Source organism: Anabaena sp. WFMT, assembly GCF_051781005.1.
In the GTDB taxonomy this organism is placed as follows: Bacteria; Cyanobacteriota; Cyanobacteriia; order Cyanobacteriales; family Nostocaceae; genus Anabaena.
The window spans coordinates 66,882-90,204 of record NZ_JBPWOA010000024.1; the positions used below are offsets into that span (position 1 = coordinate 66,882).

The 23,323-nt window shown below is 42.1% G+C and carries 9 protein-coding genes; all 9 read left to right on the forward strand.

All coding sequences use genetic code 11. The features are described from left to right. Window positions 1-293 precede the first annotated feature (293 nt). The 9 genes from ACSQ6I_RS16000 to ACSQ6I_RS16040 all read left to right on the forward strand — a co-directional run bounded on the left by ACSQ6I_RS16000 (window position 294) and on the right by ACSQ6I_RS16040 (window position 23,287). Window positions 294-1,103 carry a hypothetical protein gene (locus ACSQ6I_RS16000; RefSeq protein WP_438891291.1) on the forward strand — a complete coding sequence of 270 codons (810 nt, stop codon included), beginning with the start codon at window positions 294-296 and terminating at the stop codon, window positions 1,101-1,103. A 447-nt stretch (window positions 1,104-1,550) separates the two neighbouring features. After that, entirely contained in the window at window positions 1,551-4,052 is a 2,502-nt protein-coding gene (locus ACSQ6I_RS16005) for a two-partner secretion domain-containing protein (RefSeq protein ID WP_438891292.1), read from the forward strand. Between the two features lie 66 nt (window positions 4,053-4,118). Further along, window positions 4,119-6,866, forward strand: a complete 2,748-nt coding sequence (locus ACSQ6I_RS16010; protein ID WP_438891293.1) for a two-partner secretion domain-containing protein — start codon at window positions 4,119-4,121, stop codon at window positions 6,864-6,866. 61 nt (window positions 6,867-6,927) lie between these two features. Next, the gene (locus ACSQ6I_RS16015; protein ID WP_438891294.1) at window positions 6,928-9,471 is read left to right on the forward strand and encodes a filamentous hemagglutinin N-terminal domain-containing protein; all 2,544 of its coding nucleotides are present in this window, start codon (window positions 6,928-6,930) and stop codon (window positions 9,469-9,471) included. 262 nt (window positions 9,472-9,733) lie between these two features. Beyond that, window positions 9,734-12,514 carry a two-partner secretion domain-containing protein gene (locus ACSQ6I_RS16020; protein WP_438891295.1) on the forward strand — a complete coding sequence of 927 codons (2,781 nt, stop codon included), beginning with the start codon at window positions 9,734-9,736 and terminating at the stop codon, window positions 12,512-12,514. A gap of 66 nt (window positions 12,515-12,580) precedes the next feature. Beyond that, window positions 12,581-15,541 carry a two-partner secretion domain-containing protein gene (locus tag ACSQ6I_RS16025; protein WP_438891296.1) on the forward strand — a complete coding sequence of 987 codons (2,961 nt, stop codon included), beginning with the start codon at window positions 12,581-12,583 and terminating at the stop codon, window positions 15,539-15,541. 66 nt (window positions 15,542-15,607) lie between these two features. Next, entirely contained in the window at window positions 15,608-18,133 is a 2,526-nt protein-coding gene (locus ACSQ6I_RS16030) for a two-partner secretion domain-containing protein (RefSeq protein ID WP_438891297.1), read from the forward strand. A 79-nt stretch (window positions 18,134-18,212) separates the two neighbouring features. Next, window positions 18,213-20,699, forward strand: coding sequence for a two-partner secretion domain-containing protein (locus tag ACSQ6I_RS16035; protein ID WP_438891298.1), 2,487 nt, complete (start codon window positions 18,213-18,215; stop codon window positions 20,697-20,699). Window positions 20,700-20,764: 65 nt separating this feature from the next. Further along, window positions 20,765-23,287 (forward strand): two-partner secretion domain-containing protein, encoded by a 2,523-nt coding sequence (locus ACSQ6I_RS16040; protein WP_438891299.1) that lies wholly within the window; start codon window positions 20,765-20,767, stop codon window positions 23,285-23,287. The last annotated feature ends 36 nt before the right edge of the window (window positions 23,288-23,323 follow it).

A 23,323-nucleotide genomic window follows, 5' to 3' on the forward strand; every position in this document is an offset into this window, starting at 1 on the left:
CACGGCTACACAGACAAAACCCGCCTACGCGGGTTTGAAACCACTGGTTTTCCGTGAGTCCGCGCAGGCGGACTTAGTTTGTGTAGCCACGAATTCTATTCGTTAGGGATTGGTGAAAGATATGTGCCAACCCTTCTTTCGTCTCTACAATCTTTGTCGGAAATATTTTTTGGAAAACAGCAAAAATACTGATAAAAAAACCATAATAAATTAAACAAGTAAGTAGTTATACACTAGAAAGGCATTAATAAATGCCATAGTATAAATCATTAAATATCTCAATACAGATTCTGATGTCAAATCAAACTTTAAGGGCTTCTAGTAGCAAATTAGTTAGCACAGTTAAACTAGCTGCATTTATTACTTTAGCAACGCTTTTTTCATCGCCAGTTCGTGCGATTACCCTAGTCCAAGATCGGAACGCTTTACAAAGTAATGACCAAATCGAATGGTCAAGTTTAGGAAAAGTATTAAACCCTTTTGCTCCCAATCCTAGTGACTTTCTTCCATATTCATTTTCAGGTCAATCTTCTCATGGTTTAGGGATAAGCGTAAATATTCCGTCAGCAGGAGGAGATATTACTCCTCCATTTATTTTTCAAAATAACCCACCAATTCAAACTAACTTTGCTCCTGGTGATTTTCTTTTATTTACAGGTTTTAGTCCTACTGTTGTTCCCACTGGAAATCCCAACCCTCTAACGATTTTTTTTGATAAAAATGTTAAAGCTGCTGGAACTCAAATTGCTGCGAGTGGTAGCGAAAATATAGATTATGAAGTTTTTATATCAGCATTTGATGATGGGAACAACTTACTTGGAACATTTTCTATTCCAGGAATTTCTTCTGGCACACGTGATAATTCAGCTGTCTTTTTAGGTGTAACCAGCGATACAGCCAACATCAAAAGCTTAGTTTTTAATACTTCCTCACCACAACGTGGTTTCGGAATTAATAGAGTCAGTATTACAACAGTTAATGAGCCATATACTGGTTTTAGCTTATTAATTTTTGGTGCTTTAGGCTTATGCTTGAAGGGCTATAAATTTGATCAGCGCAAATTAAAATTAGGACTTACACAAATTAAAAAACCTTATTCATGAATGATGCAGGGAATTTATGTGAATAATATCCCATAAAATGACAATACTTTTCGGTTAAGGCTAAAAATAGAAATAGTGGATATTCTTAACCGAACAGTATTCAGCTTGATTCTATACTAGATATCGGATTACTAATAAGTAAGAATTCAGGAGTCAGGAGTCAGGAGTCAGGAGGAAGAAGGAAGAAGGAAGAAGGAAGAAGAATATTTTTCTATTCTGTTAGGAGTTCCCTGCTATATCAAACATTCTGTATCCTTACACTAATAACTCAATTTGCACAAGAGATATTCATATATTTCTCTACAATATTTTCTACTAAAATTCGGCAAAATAACTATCTTTTATGTCTACTGTAAAAACCTATTAAAGAGAATCTAAAACTCGATAGAAATACTATTGTTTCGTAAATTCCAACTTTAAAAATCTAGATAGGGGGATTTTTTAGCAATGAAAAATTTACGTAGATACTCCATCTGGAGTTTAAAGAGAATACTGTCTACATTCACAACTGGATTATTTTTTTCCAGCATGGTTTCACCCGTAATAGCTGAAGTTATATCTGATGGTACAACCAACACCATAGTCAACCTGAATGGTAATAATTTCAATATTCTTAATGGCATTAAAAAAGGAAATGATTTATTTCATAGCTTCACTAATTTTTCAGTGCCAATCGGTGGTTCTGCTAGTTTTGATTTGGTTAATACGCCCGATATTAAAACTATATTTAGTCGAGTAACTGGTGGAAATGTTTCCAATATTGATGGCTTGATTCAGACTCTTAACGGTAATCATCCCGCCAGTTTGTTTTTGATGAATCCTCATGGGATTATTTTTGGTAAAAATGCTCGTTTGGATATTGGTGGGTCATTTGTGGGGACGACGGCGAATAGTATTAAGTTTAGCGATGGGGTAGAATTTAGTGCTGATAATGCTTTCATAATGCCCTTGCTGACTATGAGTGTACCTGTGGGTTTACAGATGGGCAGTAATCCTGGTGCAATTACAATATCAGGAACAGGACATAAATTCACCTCTTTTGGTGCAGCAATTAACGGCACTGCTAGTATGGAGAAATTAAGCGTAGAACAGGGAAAAACATTAGCATTAGTTGGTGGAGATATTACTCTAGATGGGGCAGTTTTAACTGCTGAACAGGGAAGAATTGAATTAGGAAGCTTGAATGGAAGGGAATTTGTAAATCTTCAGCTACTAGAACAAGGTTTTGCATTGGACTATACTCAAGTGTCAAATTTAGGAAATATTCACCTCTCAAAAAAGTCATTGCTGGATACTAGTGGTAGTCCATCTGGTCATATTCAGCTACAAGCAAAAAAAATAAGCATTGCAGAAGGTTCATTAGTTTTAACCCAAAACCAGGGAAGCCAAGGGGGGGGAATACTTAATGTCAATACAACCGAATTGTTAGAAATTTCTGGCTACCTGCCAACAGTGGGAATTCGTACCAGTCTACTGAGTGAAGCATTAGGAACCGGAACTAGCGGAGATATTAGGGTTTCTACTAAACGCTTAGTTATTAAAGATGGTGCTGGAATTGATAACAACACTTATGGTCAAGGTAATAGTGGCAGCATTAATATTAATGCCTCTGAGTCAATTCAAGTTAAAGACTATGACCCAGCTAATGCTTTCTCGACTATCTCATCAACAACATTGTCTACAGGAGTAGGTGGAAATGTGACTGTTTCAACCCCAGATTTATTAGTAGTTAATGGTGCTGTTGTTGGTAGCATTACCACGGGTAATGGTGCTGGTGGTAACTTAGTAATTAATGCTGATCATATTCAAGTGAGCGGAAATAATACTCCTGGTGTTACGGCTTTGTCTACAGCTAGTTTAGTCGCGGGGAATGCGGGTAATTTGACTATCAATACAAACAAATTAATAGTTGATAACAGCGGAGCGGTGACTAGTTCTAGTGTGGGTCAGGGTAATGCTGGTGACATCAAGATTAATGCTTTGGAATCGATTGAGATAACGGGAAATTTACCAAAAGCAGAACATCCCAGTCAAATTAGGTCTATAGTTAAAAGTCCTAGCGCTTTTGCACAAAGTTTTTTTAATATTTCTGCAACTCCTCAAGGTGACGGTGGAAATATATATATTAATACTCCATCTCTCAAGATTAATAATCAAGCATCAGTTACAGTGACAAATCACGGGATTGGAGATTCTGGGACAATAAATATTAATGTGGGATCTGTATTACTAGATCGCAATGCTGGTATTACTGCCAGTACAAATTCTGGTGAAGGAGGCAATATTTCCCTAAAGTTGGAAAATCTCCTATTAATGCGTAATAACAGTTTAATTGACACAGAAGCTAAAGGCTTAGGCAATGGTGGTAATATTACTATTAATTCTCCCATCATTGTCGGTTTAGAAAACAGTGATATCGTCGCCAATGCAGTCCAAGGTAATGGTGGTAACATCAACATCACCACCCAAGGCATATTCGGACTAAAATACCGCAACGAAATCACTCCAGAAAACGACATTACAGCCAGTTCTCAATTTGGTGTTAATGGTACAGTAGACATTAATAATTTTGGAGTTGACCCCAGTTCTGGCTTAGTAGAATTACCAGCAAATGTCACCGACTCTTCGCAACAAATAGCTACAGGTTGTTCTACAAATCAAGGTAGTAGTTTTGTGGCCACAGGAAGAGGGGGAATACCGCACAATCCCAATCAACAAGTGAGAAGCGATATCTACGACGGGCTACGCCTACGCACTTGGTCTGATATCCGTGATATCTCTACATATCGTAGCAATAGGGCAGTCACGGCACAATTACCAAAATCTTCAGAAACTTTTATCCAAGCCACTTCTTGGCATCGCAACACCCAAGGCAAAATTCAGTTAATTGCAGATTCTCCTGCTCAGGTGCAACAATCATTAACCTGTGCTGCCGTTCCTAAAAGTTAGTCATGTTATCAAAAATGCCTTTATAGGGAACAATAAGTTTAAATCAAGTCAAGGAAATTGTTAGCCATGAGAGTTAGACCCTTTCTATTGATGTTAACAACTGGGTTATTAACTCCAGGGATCATGCTAACAGCAATATTTCTATGGAATCGAGGTGCGTTGGCTCAGGTGACATCTGATGGTACTACTCACACCATTGTTAACCCAAGTGGTAATAATTTCAATATCCTTAATGGCATTGAAAAAGGTAATAATTTATTCCACAGTTTCAGTAATTTTTCAGTGCCTACAGGTGGTTCAGCAACCTTTGATTTAACCAATACGCCCAATATTACAAATATATTTAGTCGGGTTACAGGTGGAAATATTTCCCATATTAATGGCTTGATTCAGACTCTTAACGGTAATCATCCTGCCAGTTTATTTTTGATGAATCCCAATGGAATTGTATTTGGTCAAAATGCCAGCTTGAATATTAGTGGCTCGTTTGTGGGGACGACGGCGAATAGTATTAAATTTGCCGATGGAACAGAATTTAGTGCTGTGAATCCAACTGAACCAACGTTGTTGACGATGAGTGTACCTGTCGGTTTGCAGATGGGAAGTCATGCGGGAGCCTTAGCACAGTCCACCGCAGGCATCGAAGTCCAAGGTACACCTGCCAACAATTTCATGCTTCGGACACCGACATTGTCGATCGCACCAAATCAAACCCTGGCATTGATTGGGGGACAAGTGGATATCAACAGTGCCAATATTTCTGCGCCCGATAGTCATGTGGAGTTGTGGGCGATGCAAACTGGTACAGTGAATATACTTACTTCTGGCAACTGGCAACTGGCGAGTTCATCTCCATCGCCAACATGGGGCAATATGACCCTGCAACAATCGTCCTATATCAACACCAGTGGGGCAATGGGAGGTGCGATAAACATCCGGGGGCGGGGTTTAACTCTTCAAGATGGCTCAAATATAGAATCTTCCACTGGTGCCAATGGTCAAGGACAGGGTATCAATATCCAAACTACAGAATTTGTAGATTTACTGGGTCTTTCTCATCCCGATAATGTTCTTTTTCCAGGCTTAACTACCAGTGTACAAGGGAGTGGAGCAACTGCCGGAAATACCACGATTGATACTCAACGATTACGTCTTGCCAATGGAGCATGGATAAACTCCTTTAACCGTGGTGTTAACTTTTCGACTTTCACGCCGATCAACAATGCCAAAACAGGGGACATCACAGTTCATGCCACCGATGTAGAAGTTATTGGTTATGGGCCATTCCGCAGTCCAATTACAGGAAACTCCTTTCCAGGAAGTGTAATTGGAACGCTTATTCTAGGAGGACAACAGAATGAAAGTGGTTCAATTACGGTAAACGCTGAACGGGTACGGCTGCTAGATGGGGGAAGTATCAGCACCGATTTGTTTGGTGTTTTCTCCCCTATAACTGGCAAAGCTGGGGATATTTCCGTGACGGCAACTCAAAGCCTCGATATTCGTGGTACAAACCCTGACAATGGTAACAGTGCGATCATCAGTTCAATTCTAACCGGGGCGGTTGGTCAAGGGGGCAATGTGATAATTAACACGGGTCAACTCGCTCTCACCAACGGTGGAACCATCTCCAGTCAGATTACAGGCAGTCCAAATGCTGCGCTTGCAGGCAGAGGCACAGCAGGGAATATCACGATTCAAGCCACTAATGTGCAGGTTAGCGATCCTGTGGTTGATCTTCTTGGTAACGCTCCCAGTGGTATCACTGTCGCGATAGGGCAGAATTCCACAGGCAAGGGAGGCAATATTAGCTTGACAGCCGATAACTTGCGCGTCTTCAATGGTGGACAAATTACCTCATCCACAGATGGCAATGGTGCGGCAGGTAATGTCAACTTGCAAGTCAATAATATAACGGTAGAGGGTAATTCCCAACCCTTAACTAATGGTCGCATTCTCCCAAGTACCATTACGGCAGCTTCTACTACTACCTCTGATGCGGGTTCAGTTAATCTAGTGGCAGATCAACTCAACGTTCTTGATGATGGGCAAATTTCCGTCAGTAATACAGGTGGTGGTAATGCAGGTAACTTGAGCGTCAATGCCAACCAGATCAGACTCAAACAAAGAGGCAGTCTGCTTTCAAAAGTTTCCGCAGGCGATCGCGGTAATATTACTCTCAATACTGACGTTTTATTGATGCGTTATGGTAGTGAAATTGATACCAATGCCACAGGTATAGCCACAGGCGGCAATATCACCATTAATGCACCGATCATTATTGGTTTAGAAAACAGCGATATTACTGCCAATGCCATTGAAGGGGCTGGTGGGAATATTGATATTCAAACTCAGGGTTTATTGGGACTAGAATTCCGCAACCAACTCACCCCGGAAAGTGATATTACAGCTAGTTCCCAATTTGGCATTAGTGGTACAGTAGATATTAATAATTTTGGCGTTGACCCCAGTTCTGGTTTAGTGGAATTACCAGAGAATGTGACAGACTCATCCCAACAAATAGCTACAGGTTGTTCTGATAATACTGGCAGCAGTTTTGTCGCCACGGGACGAGGTGGTATACCGCAAAATCCCACTCAGGATGTGAGGAACAATCCCACTTGGTCTGATATCCGTGATATCTCTGCATATCGTGGAAATAGTGCATCAGCCCAAATACCCCAATCTCCAAAAACTTTGATTTCAGCTACCTCTTGGCATCGTAATGCGATCGGCAAAATTGAGTTAATTGCCGATCCATCTCCCATTCAGGTGCAACAATCATTAACCTGTGCTGCCGTTCCTAAAAGTTAGTCATGTTATTCAAACTTCAATTTAGAGAACTATTAAAATCAGGTAGAGGAAGTTTTTGCTGATGAGAATTGTACCCTTTCTATTGATCTTCACAACTGGGTTATTAACTCCAGGGATCATGCTCACAGCGATACTCCTTTGGAGTCGCAGTGCGATGGCGAAGCCGACTGTTGGCGAAGCCTCTCGTAGAGAAGGTATCGCTCAGGTGACATCTGATGGGACAACTCACACCATTGTTAACCCAGATGCTAATAATTTTAATATCCTTAATGGCATTGAAAAAGGTAATAATTTATTTCACAGTTTCGGTAATTTTTCAGTGCCTACAGGTGGTTCAGCCAGCTTTGATTTAGTAAATACGCCAAATATTACAACTATATTTAGTCGGGTAACTGGTGGCAATGTTTCCAATATTGATGGCTTGATTCAGACTCTGAATAGCAAGAACCCCGTTAGTTTATTTCTGCTCAATCCCAACGGAATTATATTTGGAGAAAATGCTCGTTTAGATATTGGTGGATCTTTTGTGGGAACAACGGCAAATAGTATTAAGTTTGCCGATGGGACAGAATTTAGTGCTATCAATCCGACTGCACCGACGTTATTGACCATGAGTGTACCAATCGGACTTCAGTTGGGAAAAAGTCCAGCCGACATTCAAGTTAATCAAAATGGGCATACCCTGTTTCAATTTCTTCCCAGAATTTTTCCTTTGTCCACAACTCGCGATCGCAATAATCTTGGGTTAGCAGTTAGTCCAGGCTATACATTGGGTCTAATAGGTGGGAATATTCTCCTGAATGGTGGCATTTTAACCGCAGAATCGGGACGAATTGAATTAGGTAGTGCAGGGCAGGGAAGTATTGGCATCAGGATTGATGCCCAAGGATTTGCCTTTGACTATAGTCAGACCAGTGATTTTGGCAATATCCAATTATCACAACGCGCCCTATTGGATGTGAGTGGTGCGCCTAGTGGTTCTGTACAACTCCAAGGCCACAATATTCGTCTGAGGGATGGTTCTAAAATCTTTGCTCAAAATCAGGGAGTAACAGCAGGTGGAATTTTTCAGATCAGCGCCCAAGACATGATCGAAATTTGGGGATTTTCAACCACTATTCCCAGCACTTCCTCGATCCAAATTGAGACTGTTGGACTCGGTAAAGGCAATGATGTGATTGTTTCAGCCCAACATCTATCAATCCAAACAGGCGGGCAAATTCTTAATTTCAGCTATAGTAGTGCGCCCACTGGCAAAACAACCATTAATACTTCTGAATCCTTGACATTATCAGGCTTTGCTGATCCTTTTCCCACCCAATCCAGTGCCATTGTTTCCCAAAATTTTAGTAGTGGATTCATAAATCCCATCAGCATATCTACAGGACACTTAGAGATTTTAGAGGGTGGAACTTTGAGTTCTGTAGTTTTGGGTTCAGGTAGAGGAGGGGATATAAATGTAACGGCCAAGTTTATTGACATAGCTGGTATTAATCCCTTGGCACAATTACCTAGTACACTTTCAACCACAACTTTTACATCAGGAAATGCGGGATATCTGAGAATTGAGGCTGGAACTATTCTTGTCCATGATGCCGGACTGCTGACCGCCAATACGTTAGCAGCAGGTAACGCTGGTGATATGATACTCAATGCTTCTGAGTCTATCACCATCAGAGGTGAAGATAGTCGTATTGGCTCTACTGCGCTCAAGTTGTCACCATTGTTCCAAGACCTGTTTGGATTACCGGAACTGCCTAGTGGTAATTCAGGAAGTTCAGAAATTAAAACACCTCAGCTACGCATTAGTGACCAAGGAATCATTAGTGTCAGAAACGAAGGTCCAGGAGATGCTGGCAACTTACTTGTTCGAGCCAATAGGATTGACTTAGAAATAAGTGGTACCATATCTGCTGCTACCAATTCTGGACAGGGAGGGAATATTGCGATCGCATCCAATATAATCTTAATGCGCTCTAGCAGTAGTGTTACAGCAACCGCAGGTGGTACGGGCAATGGAGGTAATTTATCCATTGATTCTCCCATCATTGTCGGTTTAGAAAACAGCGACATCATTGCTAATGCAGTTCAAGGTAACGGCGGAAATATTGATATCTCTACCCAAGCCATATTCGGGTTAGAATTTCGCTCACAACTGACCCCAGAAAGTGACATCACTGCCAGCTCTCAATTTGGTGTTAGTGGTACGGTAGACATTAATAATTTTGGTATTGACCCCAATTCCGGTTTAGTGGAATTACCAGAGAATGTCACAGACCCATCGCAACAAATAGCTACAGGATGTGCAGACACCAATGGTAGTAGTTTTGTCGCTACAGGAAGAGGGGGAATACCCCAAAATCCCAATCAACAAGTAGGGAGCGATATCTACGATGGTCTAAGCCAACGCACTTGGTCTGATATCCGCGATATCTCTACATATCGTGGAAATAGCGCAATCATGGCACAAATACCTGAATCTACAGCAACTCTGATCTCGGCTACTTCTTGGTATCGCAACACCCAAGGCAAAATTGAGTTAATTGCAGATTCTCCTGCTCAAGTGCAACAGCCATTAACCTGTGTTGCTGTTCCTAAAAGTTAGTCATGTTATAAAATAAGCCATTTAGGGAACAATAAGTTTAAGAGGCTTCGGGCGAGGCAGAAGGCAGAGGACAGGAGGCAGAAGGGAAAAGTTTTAATTAAGAATAAAGCCTTTTTGCCACGACCATTTGGGTTGAAGTCAAGAGCCACAATCTGGTGATTTGGCGGTCTTCAATTAGAAGTGGGTTTGAATCCCCCTCTAAGAAAGCCTCCTGCCTTTTAACTCCTGCCTCCATTAAATAAAGTCTAGGGAATTATTACTGATGAGAGTTATACCCTTTCTATTGATGTTAACAACTGGGTTATTAACTCCAGGGATCATGCTAACAGCTATACTTCTTTGGAGTTGCGGTGCGTTGGCGAAGCCTACCGTAGGTATGGCTCAAGTCACATCTGATGGCACTACTAACACCACTGTCAACATAGTGAGTAATGATTTTACGATTAAGAATGGTATGGAAAAAGGTCATAACTTATTTCACAGCTTCAGTAATTTTTCAGTGCCTACAGGTGGTGCAGCAAAATTTGATTTAACCAATACGCCCAACATTACAACTATATTTAGTCGGGTTACGGGTGGGAATATTTCTCATATTGATGGCTTGATTCAAACTCTCAACAGTAATCATCCAGTCAGTTTATTTTTAATGAATCCCAATGGAATTGTATTTGGTCAAAATGCCAGCCTAAATATCAGTGGCTCGTTTGTGGGGACGACGGCGAATAGTATTAAATTTGCCGATGGAACAGAATTTAGTGCTGTGAATCCAACTGAACCAACGTTGTTGACGATGAGTGTACCTGTCGGTTTGCAGATGGGAAGTACCGCCGCAGGCATCGAAGTCCAAGGTACACCTGCCAACATTTTCTTCTTTCGGACACCAACATTGTCGATCGCACCAAATCAAACCCTGGCACTGATTGGGGGACAAGTGGATATCAATAGTGCCAACATTTCTGCACCGGATAGCCGTGTGGAGTTGTGGGCGATGCAAAATGGTACCGTGAATATACCCACATCCGGCAACTGGCAATTGGCGAGTTCATCTCCATCGCCAACATGGGGTAACATTACCCTGCGACAGTCCTCCTATATCAGCACCAGTGGGGCAACGGGAGGGGCAATCAACATCCGGGGGCGGGGGTTAACCTTGCAAGATGGCTCACATATAGAATCCTCTACTGGTGCAAACAGCCAAGGGCAGGGTATTACCGTCAAGACCACAGAATTTGTAGATTTATTAGGTATCTCTGATCCCGCGAATTATAACCCTCCTGGCTTGTTGACCAGTGTGACTGGCAGTGGAGCAACTGCCGGAGATATTACAATTGATACTCAACGACTACTCCTTACTAATAGCGCCTGGATCAACTCCCTCAACTATGGTGCTGACTTTTTTACCTTCACACCGATCAATAATGCCAGAACTGGCAACATCACAATTCGGGCTACCGATGTAGAAATCGGTGGTGACACGCCATTTCCCAATCCGTTTACAGGGGTCTATGTCTCAGGGGCAATTACCACGCTAGTTACAGGAGGGCAACAGAATAATAGTGGTGCAATTACGGTGGAGGCTGAACGGATACGGCTACTGGATGGGGGACGCATTAGCACCGATTTGTTGGGCAATTCTTTCTTCTCGCCCACACCTACGACGGGTAAGGCTGGAGATATCTCCGTTACGGCGACTGATAGCCTGGAGATTCGTGGGACAACAACCAACAATTTTACCAGTGCGATCATTAGTTCCATTCAAAACTTTGTTGATGGTCAAGGGGGCAATATTACGATTAACGCTAGGCAACTCGCTTTAGCTGGTGGTGGAACAATCTCCAGTGCGATCGCAGGGAGTCCAACCGCTGCGCTTGCGGGTAAAGGCACAGCTGGGAATATCACGATTCAAGCTACTAATGTAGAAGTCAGCGATTTAGTAGTTGATCCTTTTAACAATGCCCCTAGTGGTATCACTGTAGCAATAGGACAGAATTCCACAGGCAAGGGAGGCAATATTAACCTGTCAGCTGATCGCTTGCGGGTATTCAATGGTGGACAAATTACTTCATCCACAGATGGCAATGGTGCGGCAGGCAATGTCAATTTGCAAGTCAAAAATATAACCATAGAAGGTATTTCTCAACCCTTAACAGATGGTCGCATTCTCCCAAGTACCATTACGGCGGCTTCTACTACCACCTCTGATGCTGGTTCAGTTAATCTAGTGGCGAATCAGCTCAATATTCTTGATCATGGGCAAATTTCCGTCAGTAATACAGGTGGTGGTAACTCAGGGAACTTGCTCATTCATGCCAACCGAATCAAGCTGGAACGAGGAGGAAGTCTGCTTTCAGAAGTTTCCGCAGGCGATCGCGGTAATATGACTCTCAATACGGATGTTCTGCTGATGCGTTATGGCGGTAAAATTAGTACCAATGCCACAGGTACAGCCACAGGCGGCAATATCAGCATTAATGCACCGATTATTATTGGTTTAGAAAACAGCGATATTACTGCCAATGCCATTGAAGGGGCTGGTGGGAATATTGATATTCAAACTCAGGGTTTATTTGGACTAGAATTCCGCAACCAACTCACCCCGGAAAGTGATATTACCGCGAGTTCCCAATTTGGACTTAGTGGTACAGTAGATATTAATAATTTTGGCGTTGACCCCAGTTCTGGTTTAGTGGAATTGCCAGAGAATGTGACAGACCCATCCCAAAAAATAGCTACAGGTTGTGCTGATAATACTGGCAGCAGTTTTGTCGCCACAGGACGGGGTGGGATACCTCAAAATCCCAATCAACAGGCGAGGAGCGATGTCTACAACTGGCTACACCTAGGCTCTTGGAGTGATATCCGTGATATCTCTGCATATCGTGGAAATAGCGCAGTTACAGCCCAAACACCCCCATCGACCAAATCTCCGATCTCAGCTACCTCTTGGCATCGTAATGCGATCGGCAAAATTGAGTTAATTGCCGATCAATCTCCCATTCAAGTGCAACAATCATTAACCTGTGCTGCTGTTCCTAAAAGTTAATCATGTTATCAAAAATGCCTTTATAGGGAACAATAAGTTTAAATCAAGTCAAGGAAATTGTTAGCCATGAGAGTTAGACCCTTTCTATTGATGTTAACAACTGGGTTATTAACTCCAGGGATCATGCTAACAGCAATATTTCTATGGAATCGAGGTGCAATGGCTCAGGTGACATCTGATGGTACTACTAACACCATTGTTAACCCTAGTGGTAATAATTTCAATATCCTTAATGGCATTGAAAAAGGTAATAATTTATTTCACAGTTTCAATAATTTCTCAGTGCCTACAGGTGGTTCAGCAACTTTTGATTTAACCAATACGCCCAATATTACAACTATATTTAGTCGGGTTACAGGTGGAAATATTTCCCATATTGATGGCTTGATTCAGACTCTTAACGGTAATCATCCTGCCAGTTTATTTTTGATGAATCCCAACGGAATTGTATTTGGTCAAAATGCCAGTTTGAATATTGGTGGGTCCTTTGTGGGGACAACAGCAAACAGTATCAAGTTTGCTGATGGAATAGAGTTTAGTGCAGTGAATGGGAATAATTCCCCATTGTTAACAATGAGCGTACCCATTGGTTTGCAATTGGGTGATTCTACCAGTCAGATTCAGGTGCAAGGTCAGGGCAATGATAGCATTGTGCCTACAAGTAACTTGGGAATAGTAGCCTCTCCGGGAAAAACCATCGCCTTAGTTGGAGGAGATGTCACATTTACGGGCGGTGTGATTACTGCCCTTGCAGGTCGAATTGAAGTGGGTGCAGTGGGTAGTGGGACTGTAAATCTGACTCCCACACCCGCAGGATGGCAATTAGGTTATGCACAAATTGAAAATTTTCGAGATATAAAATTTACGGGGCGTTCTTCTCTGTGGAATCCCGATCCTGTAGGCAATCCTTTTGGGGGTATTCAGGTTGTAGGGCGAGATATCACCCTGGATCAATCCCAACTTGCCGCCGCCACAGTAGGAAATGGGCAGGGTGGTAATATTACAGTGAATGCAGAGCGATCGCTATTTTTGGGTGGCGTTAATCCTTCTGCTCAAGCTCCGAGTGCCTGGATTGTCAATCAGGTGACTCCAGGTGCAACTGGAAACGGGGGAGCAATAAAAATTCAAGCTGGTAATTTGACTTTACAAGATGGTGCAGGCATTGAAACCCTCAGTTTAGGTGCAGGAGCCGCAGGTAAGGTGGAAGTGGTAGCAGATACCATTACTGCTAGTGGTGTCGTCGCTCTGCAATCTCCTTTTTTTGGATCTACCAATCTTAATAGCCGAATTGCCAGTCAAGTCTATGGAGCAGGAAATGGGGGAGATATTTCCTTGGTGGCTGGAAAACTTATACTGGAAGATGGTGCTTCAATCGAAACATACGTCTTCCCGGGAGCAACTGGACGCGGTGCAAATATTTCGGTTGATGTCGCAGATGAGATTTATGCCTTGAGAGTTAATTCCATTGGGTTTCAGACCAGTGGTATTATTGCTGCCACATTTGGAATTGGTGATGGTGGAAACATCCAGGTTTCTTCAGATAAATTAAATCTCATTGATGGGGGAACAATTAGCACCATTACTTCTCGCTTGTCAGGAATACCTGGTACGGGAATTGGCAATGCTGGAGATATTACGTTAGTTGTAAGGGAATCTAGCAATTTAGTCGGAGTATCACCCATTTCTCCCTCTCAAAATAGCTTTATTGGCAGTCTCAGCACTGGCTCTGGCAATACTGGCAATGTGTTAATAACGACACCAATACTATCTATTCAAGATGGTGCTACCTTGGGAGTGATTACTGTACCAGTGATTGGTGAACTTGGAGACCCCAACCAGGTAACTGATCTGGGGAGCAATGGCTATGTTACTTTAAATGTAGCCGATCGCTTAATCATTAGCGGTATCAGTCCTATAACTGGCGGCAGTAGTGTTTTAAATAGCGTCAACTATAGCAGTGCCAAACCTGGAGATGTCACAATCACAACCAATCAATTGCTCGTTCTTAATGGTGGGATCATCAGCAACTCGACTGTGGGAACTGGTGATGCTGGGACTTTAACAATCCAAGCCAATGACATTCTGATAGATGGTGAAAATAATTTTGCAGTGATCGTTGCTAATGCCTCTCTTTTGGATGCAATCACTCGCAATTTGTTTAAGCTTCCAGACTCTCCCACAGGTAACACAGGTGTTATCAACATCAATACTCAGCAATTAACCCTCCGCAATCAGGGTTTTATTAGCGTCACTCATCAAGGTATTGGTAATGCAGGAGAGTTAAACATCCAAGCTGACCGATTATTTTTAGATACTGGGGCAATTGCTGCAACTACGGCATCTGGAAAAGGCGGTAACATCAATCTAGCATTAACAAATACACTTTTGAGCCGTAATGGCAGTCAAATTAATGTCGAAGCAGGTAGTAATGGTAATGGTGGCAATATCAACATCAATGCTCCGGTGATTGTTGGGTTAGAAAACAGCGATATCATTGCCAATGCTTTGAATGGTAATGGTGGCAATATCAACATTACTACTCAAGGCATCTTTGGCTTAAAATTCCGTGATCAACTCACCCTGGACAGTGATATTACAGCTAGTTCCGAATTTGGCATTAGTGGTACTGTGCAAATTAATAATTTTGGCGTTGACCCCAGTTCTGGTTTAGTCGAATTACCAGAGAATGTCACCGACTCCTCGCAACAAATAGCTACAGGTTGTTTAGATACTACTAGTAGTAGTTTTGTGGCTACCGGCAGGGGTGGAATACCGCAAAATCCCAATCAACAAGTAGGGAGGGATGCCTATGACTGGCTAGGTCTAGGCTCTTGGAGTGATATCCGTGATATCTCTGCATATCGTGGAAATAGCGCAGTTATAGCCCAAATACCCCCATCGACCAAATCTCTGATCTCAGCTACTTCTTGGCATCGTAATGCGATCGGCAAAATTGAGCTAATTGCCGATCAATCTCCCATTCAGGTGCAACCATCATTAACCTGTGCTGCTGTTCCTAAAAGTTAATCATGTTATCAAAAATGCCTTTATAGGGAACAATAAGTTGAAATCAAGTCCAGGAAATTATTAGCCATGAGAGTTGCACCCTTTCTATTGATCTTCACAACTGGGTTATTAACTCCAGGGATCATGCTCACAGCGATACTTCTTTGGAGTCTCGGTGCGATGGCGAAGCCGACCGTAGGTATCGCTCAGGTGACATCTGATGGTACTACTAACACCACCATCAACTCAATTGGTAATGATTTTAATATTCTTAATGGCATGGAAAAAGGTCATAACTTATTCCACAGTTTCAGTAATTTTTCAGTGCCTACAGGTGGTTCAGCAACTTTTGATTTAACCAATACGCCCAATATTACAAATATATTTAGTCGAGTTACAGGTGGTAATATTTCTAATATTGATGGCTTGATTCAAACGATAAATAATAGTAACCCAGTCAGTTTGTTTTTGATAAATCCAGCAGGAATCGTGTTTGGTCAAAATGCCAGTTTGAATATTGGCGGCTCCTTTGTGGGGACGACAGCCAATAGTATTAAGTTTAGCGATGGTGTAGATTTTAGTGCCACTGACGCGACAATACCCTTATTGACAATGAGTGTGCCGATTGGGCTACAAATGGGTAATAATCCCTCGCCGATACAAGTTCAAGGTACCGGACATTCCTTAGATATTACTAGTATTCTAGCTCCTTTTATTCGCAATCCTAGCCTCACAAAATTGCAAGTACAGCCTGGAAAAACCCTAGCCTTGGTGGGTGGTAATCTGAATCTAAATGGGGCTACCCTCACTAGTGAAACAGGGCAAATAGAATTAGGTAGTCTGGGAGGTACAGGATTAGTTAGTTTAGTGGCAACCACTCAGGGTTATAAGTTGGAGTATGGGAAGGAGCAAAGCTTTGGTGATATTCAACTGGCACAGAAATCACTATTAGATGTCAGCGGAGTAAATGCGGGTTCAGTTCAACTTCAGGGACGCAAGATTAAATTCACTGATGGATCATTAGTGTTAACAACAAATCTTGGCAATCTCCATAGCGGGAACATCCACTTGCAAGCATCAGAAGCGATCGATTTTATTGGTACAACACCAGATGCCAAAATTCGCAGTGGGATTCGCAGTGAAGCTGTCAGTCAAGGAACTGGTGCAAATATTCAAATCATCACCCCTCGGTTTTCACTCCAGCAGGGTTCAGGCTTAAATAATACAGCTTTTGGAGTCGCTGACAGTGGCAAAATTGAGATAGAAGCATCAGCAATAGAGATATCTGGCTTCTCACCCCTCAATCCAGCTGGTGTAACCAGTATGGCTACTAGCGCACGCGGTACTGGAACTGCTGGTGATATCTCCGTTAATTCTGATAGCTTAATAGTGTCTGATGGTGCTGCACTATCTTCAGTTACGTTTGGTAGTGGTTCTAGCGGTGAAGTGAAAATTAATACTGATACTACTATAGTGAGGGGAGACAACCCCGCTGGACTTTACAGTAACATTAGCTCAATTACCTATGGTACTGGCAGTGCCAAAACCTTAATACTAGATACTACGAGGCTACAACTGTTAGATGGAGGAGTGATTGCCGGAACTTCGTTTTTTATGGGTAATGGGGGAGATATTCAGGTAAATGCCACAGAATCTATTCAAATTAGTGGTCGTAGTCAATTAAATCAGAGCAGCATCAACTCATCCATCCTCAAGCCAGAACCACTAATCAGGGAATTATTTGGGTTGCCAGATATACTGAGTGCAAATGCTGGTAATGTCAGCGTTACTACACCCAACCTGATCCTAACAGATGGGGGTACAGTGAGCGTTACCAATCAAGGCTCTGGAAATGGTGGCAGTCTCAACATCACAGCCGATCGCATCCAATTAAAAGATCAAGGCTTTATTCAGGCTCAGACAGAATCTGGGAATGGTGGTGATATTAGCTTGCAAGTGGGGAATTTTTTGCTGATGCGCGATCGCAGCAATATTACTGCAACTGCTGGTGGTGCGGGAGATGGGGGCAATATCAACATCACTGTACCGATTCTTACGGGGTTAGAAAACAGCGACATTATTGCCAATGCAGTCCGAGGACGTGGGGGTAGTATTCAAATCGCCACACAGGGAATTATCGGCTTACAATATCGTCCTCAAATTACTGCTGAAAATGATATTACCGCCAGTTCTCAATTTGGTGTTAGCGGTACGGTTGATATTAATAATTTTGGCGTTGACCCCAATTCCGGTTTAGTGGAATTACCTGAAAATGTTACAGACCCATCCCAACAAATAGCTACAGGATGTGCAGACACGAGTGGTAGTAGTTTTGTTGCCACAGGACGAGGGGGAATACCCCAAAATCCCACTCAGGACGTGAGGAGCAATGTCTACGACTGGCTACGCCTACACACTTGGACTGATATCCGTGATATCTCTGCATTTCACAAAACACAAGCTTTACAAGCCCAAATAACTCAATCACCTGAAGTTCTTGTCCAAGCTACTTCCTGGCATCGTAATGCACAGGGGAAAGTTGAGCTAGTTGCAAATGAATTTCCTACTCAAGTGCAACCATCATTAACCTGTGCGGGTATCCCCAAAACTTAACTACATTTTCTAATAGTATTCAAAAAACTACTGAATTGGGAACAATAGATACGAGTAGAAAATAATTACGAATCGGTTCATGAAAGTAACTTTTGCTGGCTTTGGCTTCATTGGTGCAATCTTAATATCTGCTATTTACAACAGTAGTGTTTACGCGCAAGTAATTCCCGATGGCATTCTCAATACTACTGTGACAGGCAGTAATAATTACACAATCACCAATGGCACTCGTGTCGGCAATAATTTATTTCATAGCTTCAGCCAATTCTCTGTTCCCAGTAACGGCTCGGCAGTCTTCGATCATGCCACAGATATCCAAAACATTTTTAGTCGTGTGACTGGCGGTAGTGTTTCCCATATTGATGGTTTAATTCAAGCCAATGGTAGTGCTAATTTATTTTTGCTCAATCCTGCCGGGATAATTTTTGGACAAAATGCCAGTTTGAATATTGGTGGTTCCTTTGTGGGTACAACTGCGAATAGTATTAAGTTTGCTGATGGCACAGAGTTTAGCGGAGTTAACACCAATGCTACTCCTTTGCTGACTATGAGTGTCCCGATTGGGCTACAGTTTGGTGGTAATCCGAGAACCATTTCTGTTGAGGCCAGAGGCAACAATAACATATCAAATGGCTTATTTCCTATTTCGGGATTAGCCAGTTCCAATGGGTTGCAGTTGCCATCTGGAAAAACACTAGCTCTGGTGGGTGGTAATCTTGTCCTCAATGGTAGCTTTCTTTCTGCACCAGGAGGACGAATTGAACTGGGAAGCGTCAATCAAGGCAATGTAAATATCAATGTAAATTCTCAAGCATTAACCCTGAGCTATCCTGATGACAACTATAGCTTTGGTGATATTCAGATGAGCCAACGTGCTGTAGCATCTGTTCGCGGCACAACTCCAGGGTCAATTCAAATTCAAGGAAAACAGATCAATATTCAGGATGGTTCTTTGGTGGTAGTACAAAATCTAGGTAGCCAGACTGCGGGTGATATTACCATCAATGCCACAGAATCCCTGCAAGTAATTGGGATGACCCCAGACTTTCAAAGTTCCAGTGGTATAGTCAATGAAACTCTGCAAGCGGGAGCAGCCGGAAATATTGTCATTACAACCCCTAAACTCACTATTGATCGAGGTGCGATTGTTCTTGACCGTACCTATAGTTCAGCACCCAGTGGTAATGTTGTAGTCAAAGCAAATGAAGTGTCCGTAGGTGGGATTGAACCTGCTAATCCTTCTTTTGCACCGATATTTGGCGTGCTGCTAGCTGCAACTTATGGAAGTGGTCAAGGTGGAGATTTATTACTTTCTACTGATCGCCTGTCAATTTTTGGTGGTGGCAATGTCGGTACTAGAAGCTTTTCCACTGGTAATGGTGGTAACGTCAAAATCAGTGCTGATACTGTTCAGATATCAAGTTTGAATACCCGTCCTGGGCCTTTATTGATTAGTCTTTTATCAGCTAATACCTTTGCTTCGGGGAATGCTGGCAATCTTCAGCTTGATACCCGCACACTGTCGATTGAAGATGGGGGTTTAGTTTCAGTTTCTACCGTGAATTTTGGCAATGCTGGCAACCTGATGATTAATGCCTCTGAGTCAATCGACGTAAGTGGGATAAAAGACCCACAAAACCCCAGTTATATTGGAGCGATCGCCCGTTTATTCTTTATGAGAACAGCTTCCGGTATTAGTAATAATAGCAACTCTACTGCCAACGCTGGTAGCGTCACCATCAATACTCCAAAATTAACTGTTCGCAATCAGGGAAAAGTATTTACCCAAAACCAACTTATAGGTGATGCTGGCACTTTAACAATTAATGCAGATATCTTACATCTTGATAATGGTGGTAGTCTTTCATCCTCCACAAAAGTAGGCGAAGGTGGTAATATCAACCTGCAACTGAGCGAACTCTTGCTCATGCGTTATGGCAGTTTCATCAATGCTGAAGCTGGTGGTACTGGCAATAGTGGCAATATCATCATTAATTCACCCATCATTGTAGGTTTAGAAAACAGTGATATTATTGCCAATGCCGTCAATGGCAAAGGTGGAAATATTGAAATTACCACTCAGGGTATTTCTGGTCTAGAATATCGTTCCCAACTCACCGCAGAAAACGATATCACAGCCAGTTCTCAATTTGGAGTCAATGGTACAGTTCAAGTCAATACTATCGGTGTTAATCCCAGTTCGGGTTTAGTCGAACTACCAGCAAATGTTACTGATCCATCCCAACAAATAGCTACAGGATGTGCAGACACGAGTGGTAGTAGTTTTATCGCCACAGGACGAGGGGGAATACCCCAAAATCCCAATCAACAGACGAGGGGCGATATCTACGACTGGCTACGCCTAGGCTCTTGGTCTGATATCCGTGATATCTCTGCATATCGTGGAAATAGCGCAGTTACAGCCCAAATACCCCCATCGACCAAATCTCTGATCTCAGCTACTTCTTGGCATCGTAATGCGATCGGCAAAATTGAGTTAATTGCCGATAAATCTCCCATTCAGGTGCAACAATCATTAACTTGTGCTGCCGTTCCTAAAAGTTAACCATGTTATTCAAACTTCAATTTAGGGAACTATAAGTTGAAATCAAGTCAAGGAAATTTTTAGTCATGAGAGTTGTACCATCATTATTGGTCTTCACAACTGGGTTATTAACTCCAGGGATCATGCTCACAGCGATACTTCTTTGGAGTCTCGGTGCGATGGCGAAGCCGACCGCAGGTATCGCTCAAGTGATATCTGATGGTACTACTAACACCAATGTCAACACAGTTGGGAATGATTTTACTATTCTTAACGGCATGGAAAAAGGTAATAACTTATTCCATAGCTTCAGTAATTTCTCTATACCTACAGGTGCTTCTGCCAGCTTTGATTTAACCAATACGCCGAATATTACAACTATATTTAGTCGGGTTACAGGTGGAAATGTTTCCCATATTGATGGCTTGATTCAAACCCTCAACGGTAATCATCCTGCCAGTTTATTTTTGATGAATCCCAACGGAATTGTATTTGGTGAAAATGCCAGCTTAAATATTGGTGGCTCGTTTGTAGGAACAACTGCTGAGAGTATTAAGTTTGCAGATGGGACGGAATTTAGTGCAGTGAATTCGACGGGGACACCGTTGTTGACCATGAGTGTACCTGTGGGATTGCAGATGGGGCAGAATCCAGGAGACATTCAAGGACAGGGAAGTGGACATCAATTGACAGGAGGAGCATTGACCCCTGTAATTCGGGATAATACCCAATCAACCTTAGAGGTGAATTCCGGAAAAGCGATCGCATTAGTTGGACAAAATCTGAATTTGTCAGGTGGTGTTTTAACTGCTGAAAATGGCAGGATTGAGTTAGGTGCAGTCAAAGCAGGTACAGTTAATATTATTAATGACACATCCTCAAACTTGCAGTTAGATTATGCAAATATTGAAAGTTTTGGAGATATCCAACTTGTAAATCAGTCTTTAGTCGATGCCAGTGGCTTAAACAGTCGTGGGATTCAATTGCAAGGGCAAAATATTAGTCTCAAAGATGGTTCTGCTGCCTTGATTCAAACCACGGGAAGCCAAGCACCAAATAGTATTCGCGTTCGGGGAACAGGTTCTTTAGACCTTTCTGGAGATGTGAGGACAGCACCGGATTTAGGAATTGTGACAGGGGTTATTTCTAGTCGCTTGATGACTGAAACTCTGGGGAAAGGGAAAGGTGCTGATATTGATGTTTCTGCTGGAGATTTACTCCTCAATGATGGAGGTATTATCCTAGCAAGAACTTATGGTTTCGACTCTGGAGGTAATATTAATGTAAATATTGCCAGAGATATTCAAATTAATCGTGTATCACCGCTAAATCCGATTGCTACTAGTGGAATTGCTACACCTACCTTTGGCTCTGGGCAATCTGGCAATATGAATATCACTGCGTCGAACCTAACAATTACAGATGGAGGCTTAATTATTTCTAACAATTTTGGAAAAGGGGATACCGGAAATGTAAATGTGAATGTTTCCAGAAATATAGAAGTTAAGGGTATATATCCAATAACTTTAGCTCCTGCTAATATTAGTTCATCTGTATTTGGCCAAGGTAATGGTGGTTATTTAAATATAAATACATCCAGGCTGATTCTAGACAATAATGGATCTGTTTCTGCTGCAACTTTAAATAGTGGTGCTGGTGGCAACCTCACCATTAATGCTTCTGAATCAATAGAATTAAGTAATGGCAGTATTAGCGCAGCAGCTCCAATTTTACCGACAACTTTGCGTCAAGCATTTAGACTTCCAGATATCCCTAGTGGAAATTCTGGCAGTGTAACCATTAATACTCCTAAATTGCAAATAGAGAATGGAGGACAAGTTGCTGTTAATAATCAAGGATTGGGTAATGGAGGTAATTTAACTATAAATACGAACTCTTTACGACTCAATAACCAAGGTAAATTAATTGCCAATACTGCTTCTGGGGAAGGTGGAAATATCAACTTGAATCTACAATCTGACTTGATTCTACGAAATAACAGCCTCATTTCTACAGAAGCTCAAGGAACTGGTAACGGTGGTAACATCACGATCAATTCTCCTATCATCGCCGGTTTAGAAAACAGCGATATCATCGCCAATGCTGTTCAAGGAAATGGTGGCAATATCAACATTACTACCCAAGGTATATTCGGGTTACAATTTCGCAATCAACTCACCCTAGAAAATGACATCACAGCCAGTTCCCAATTTGGAGTCAGTGGTACGGTGGATGTTAATAATATTGGTGTTGACCCCAATTCTGGCTTAATTGAACTACCTGCAAACTTAGTAGATTCATCTCAACAAATTGCCGCAGGTTGTGCAGATACAAGTGGTAGTAGTTTTGTCGCTACAGGAAGAGGAGGAATACCACAAAATCCCACTCAGGATGTGAGGAGCGATCTGACTTGGTCTGATGTTCGCGATATCTCCGCATTCCAACATAAAACTAGCCCAGTCACAGCCAAAATATCAGAAATTCCAGCATCTTTAGTGCAAGCAGCTTCCTGGCGACGTAATGCAAAAGGGAAAATTGAATTAGTTGCAAATAAATTTATTGCACCAATACCACAATTATTGACTTGCGCTGCGGTTACTAAAAACTAATTTTTGGGCATCATAAGGTACAAGTCTAAATGGAGA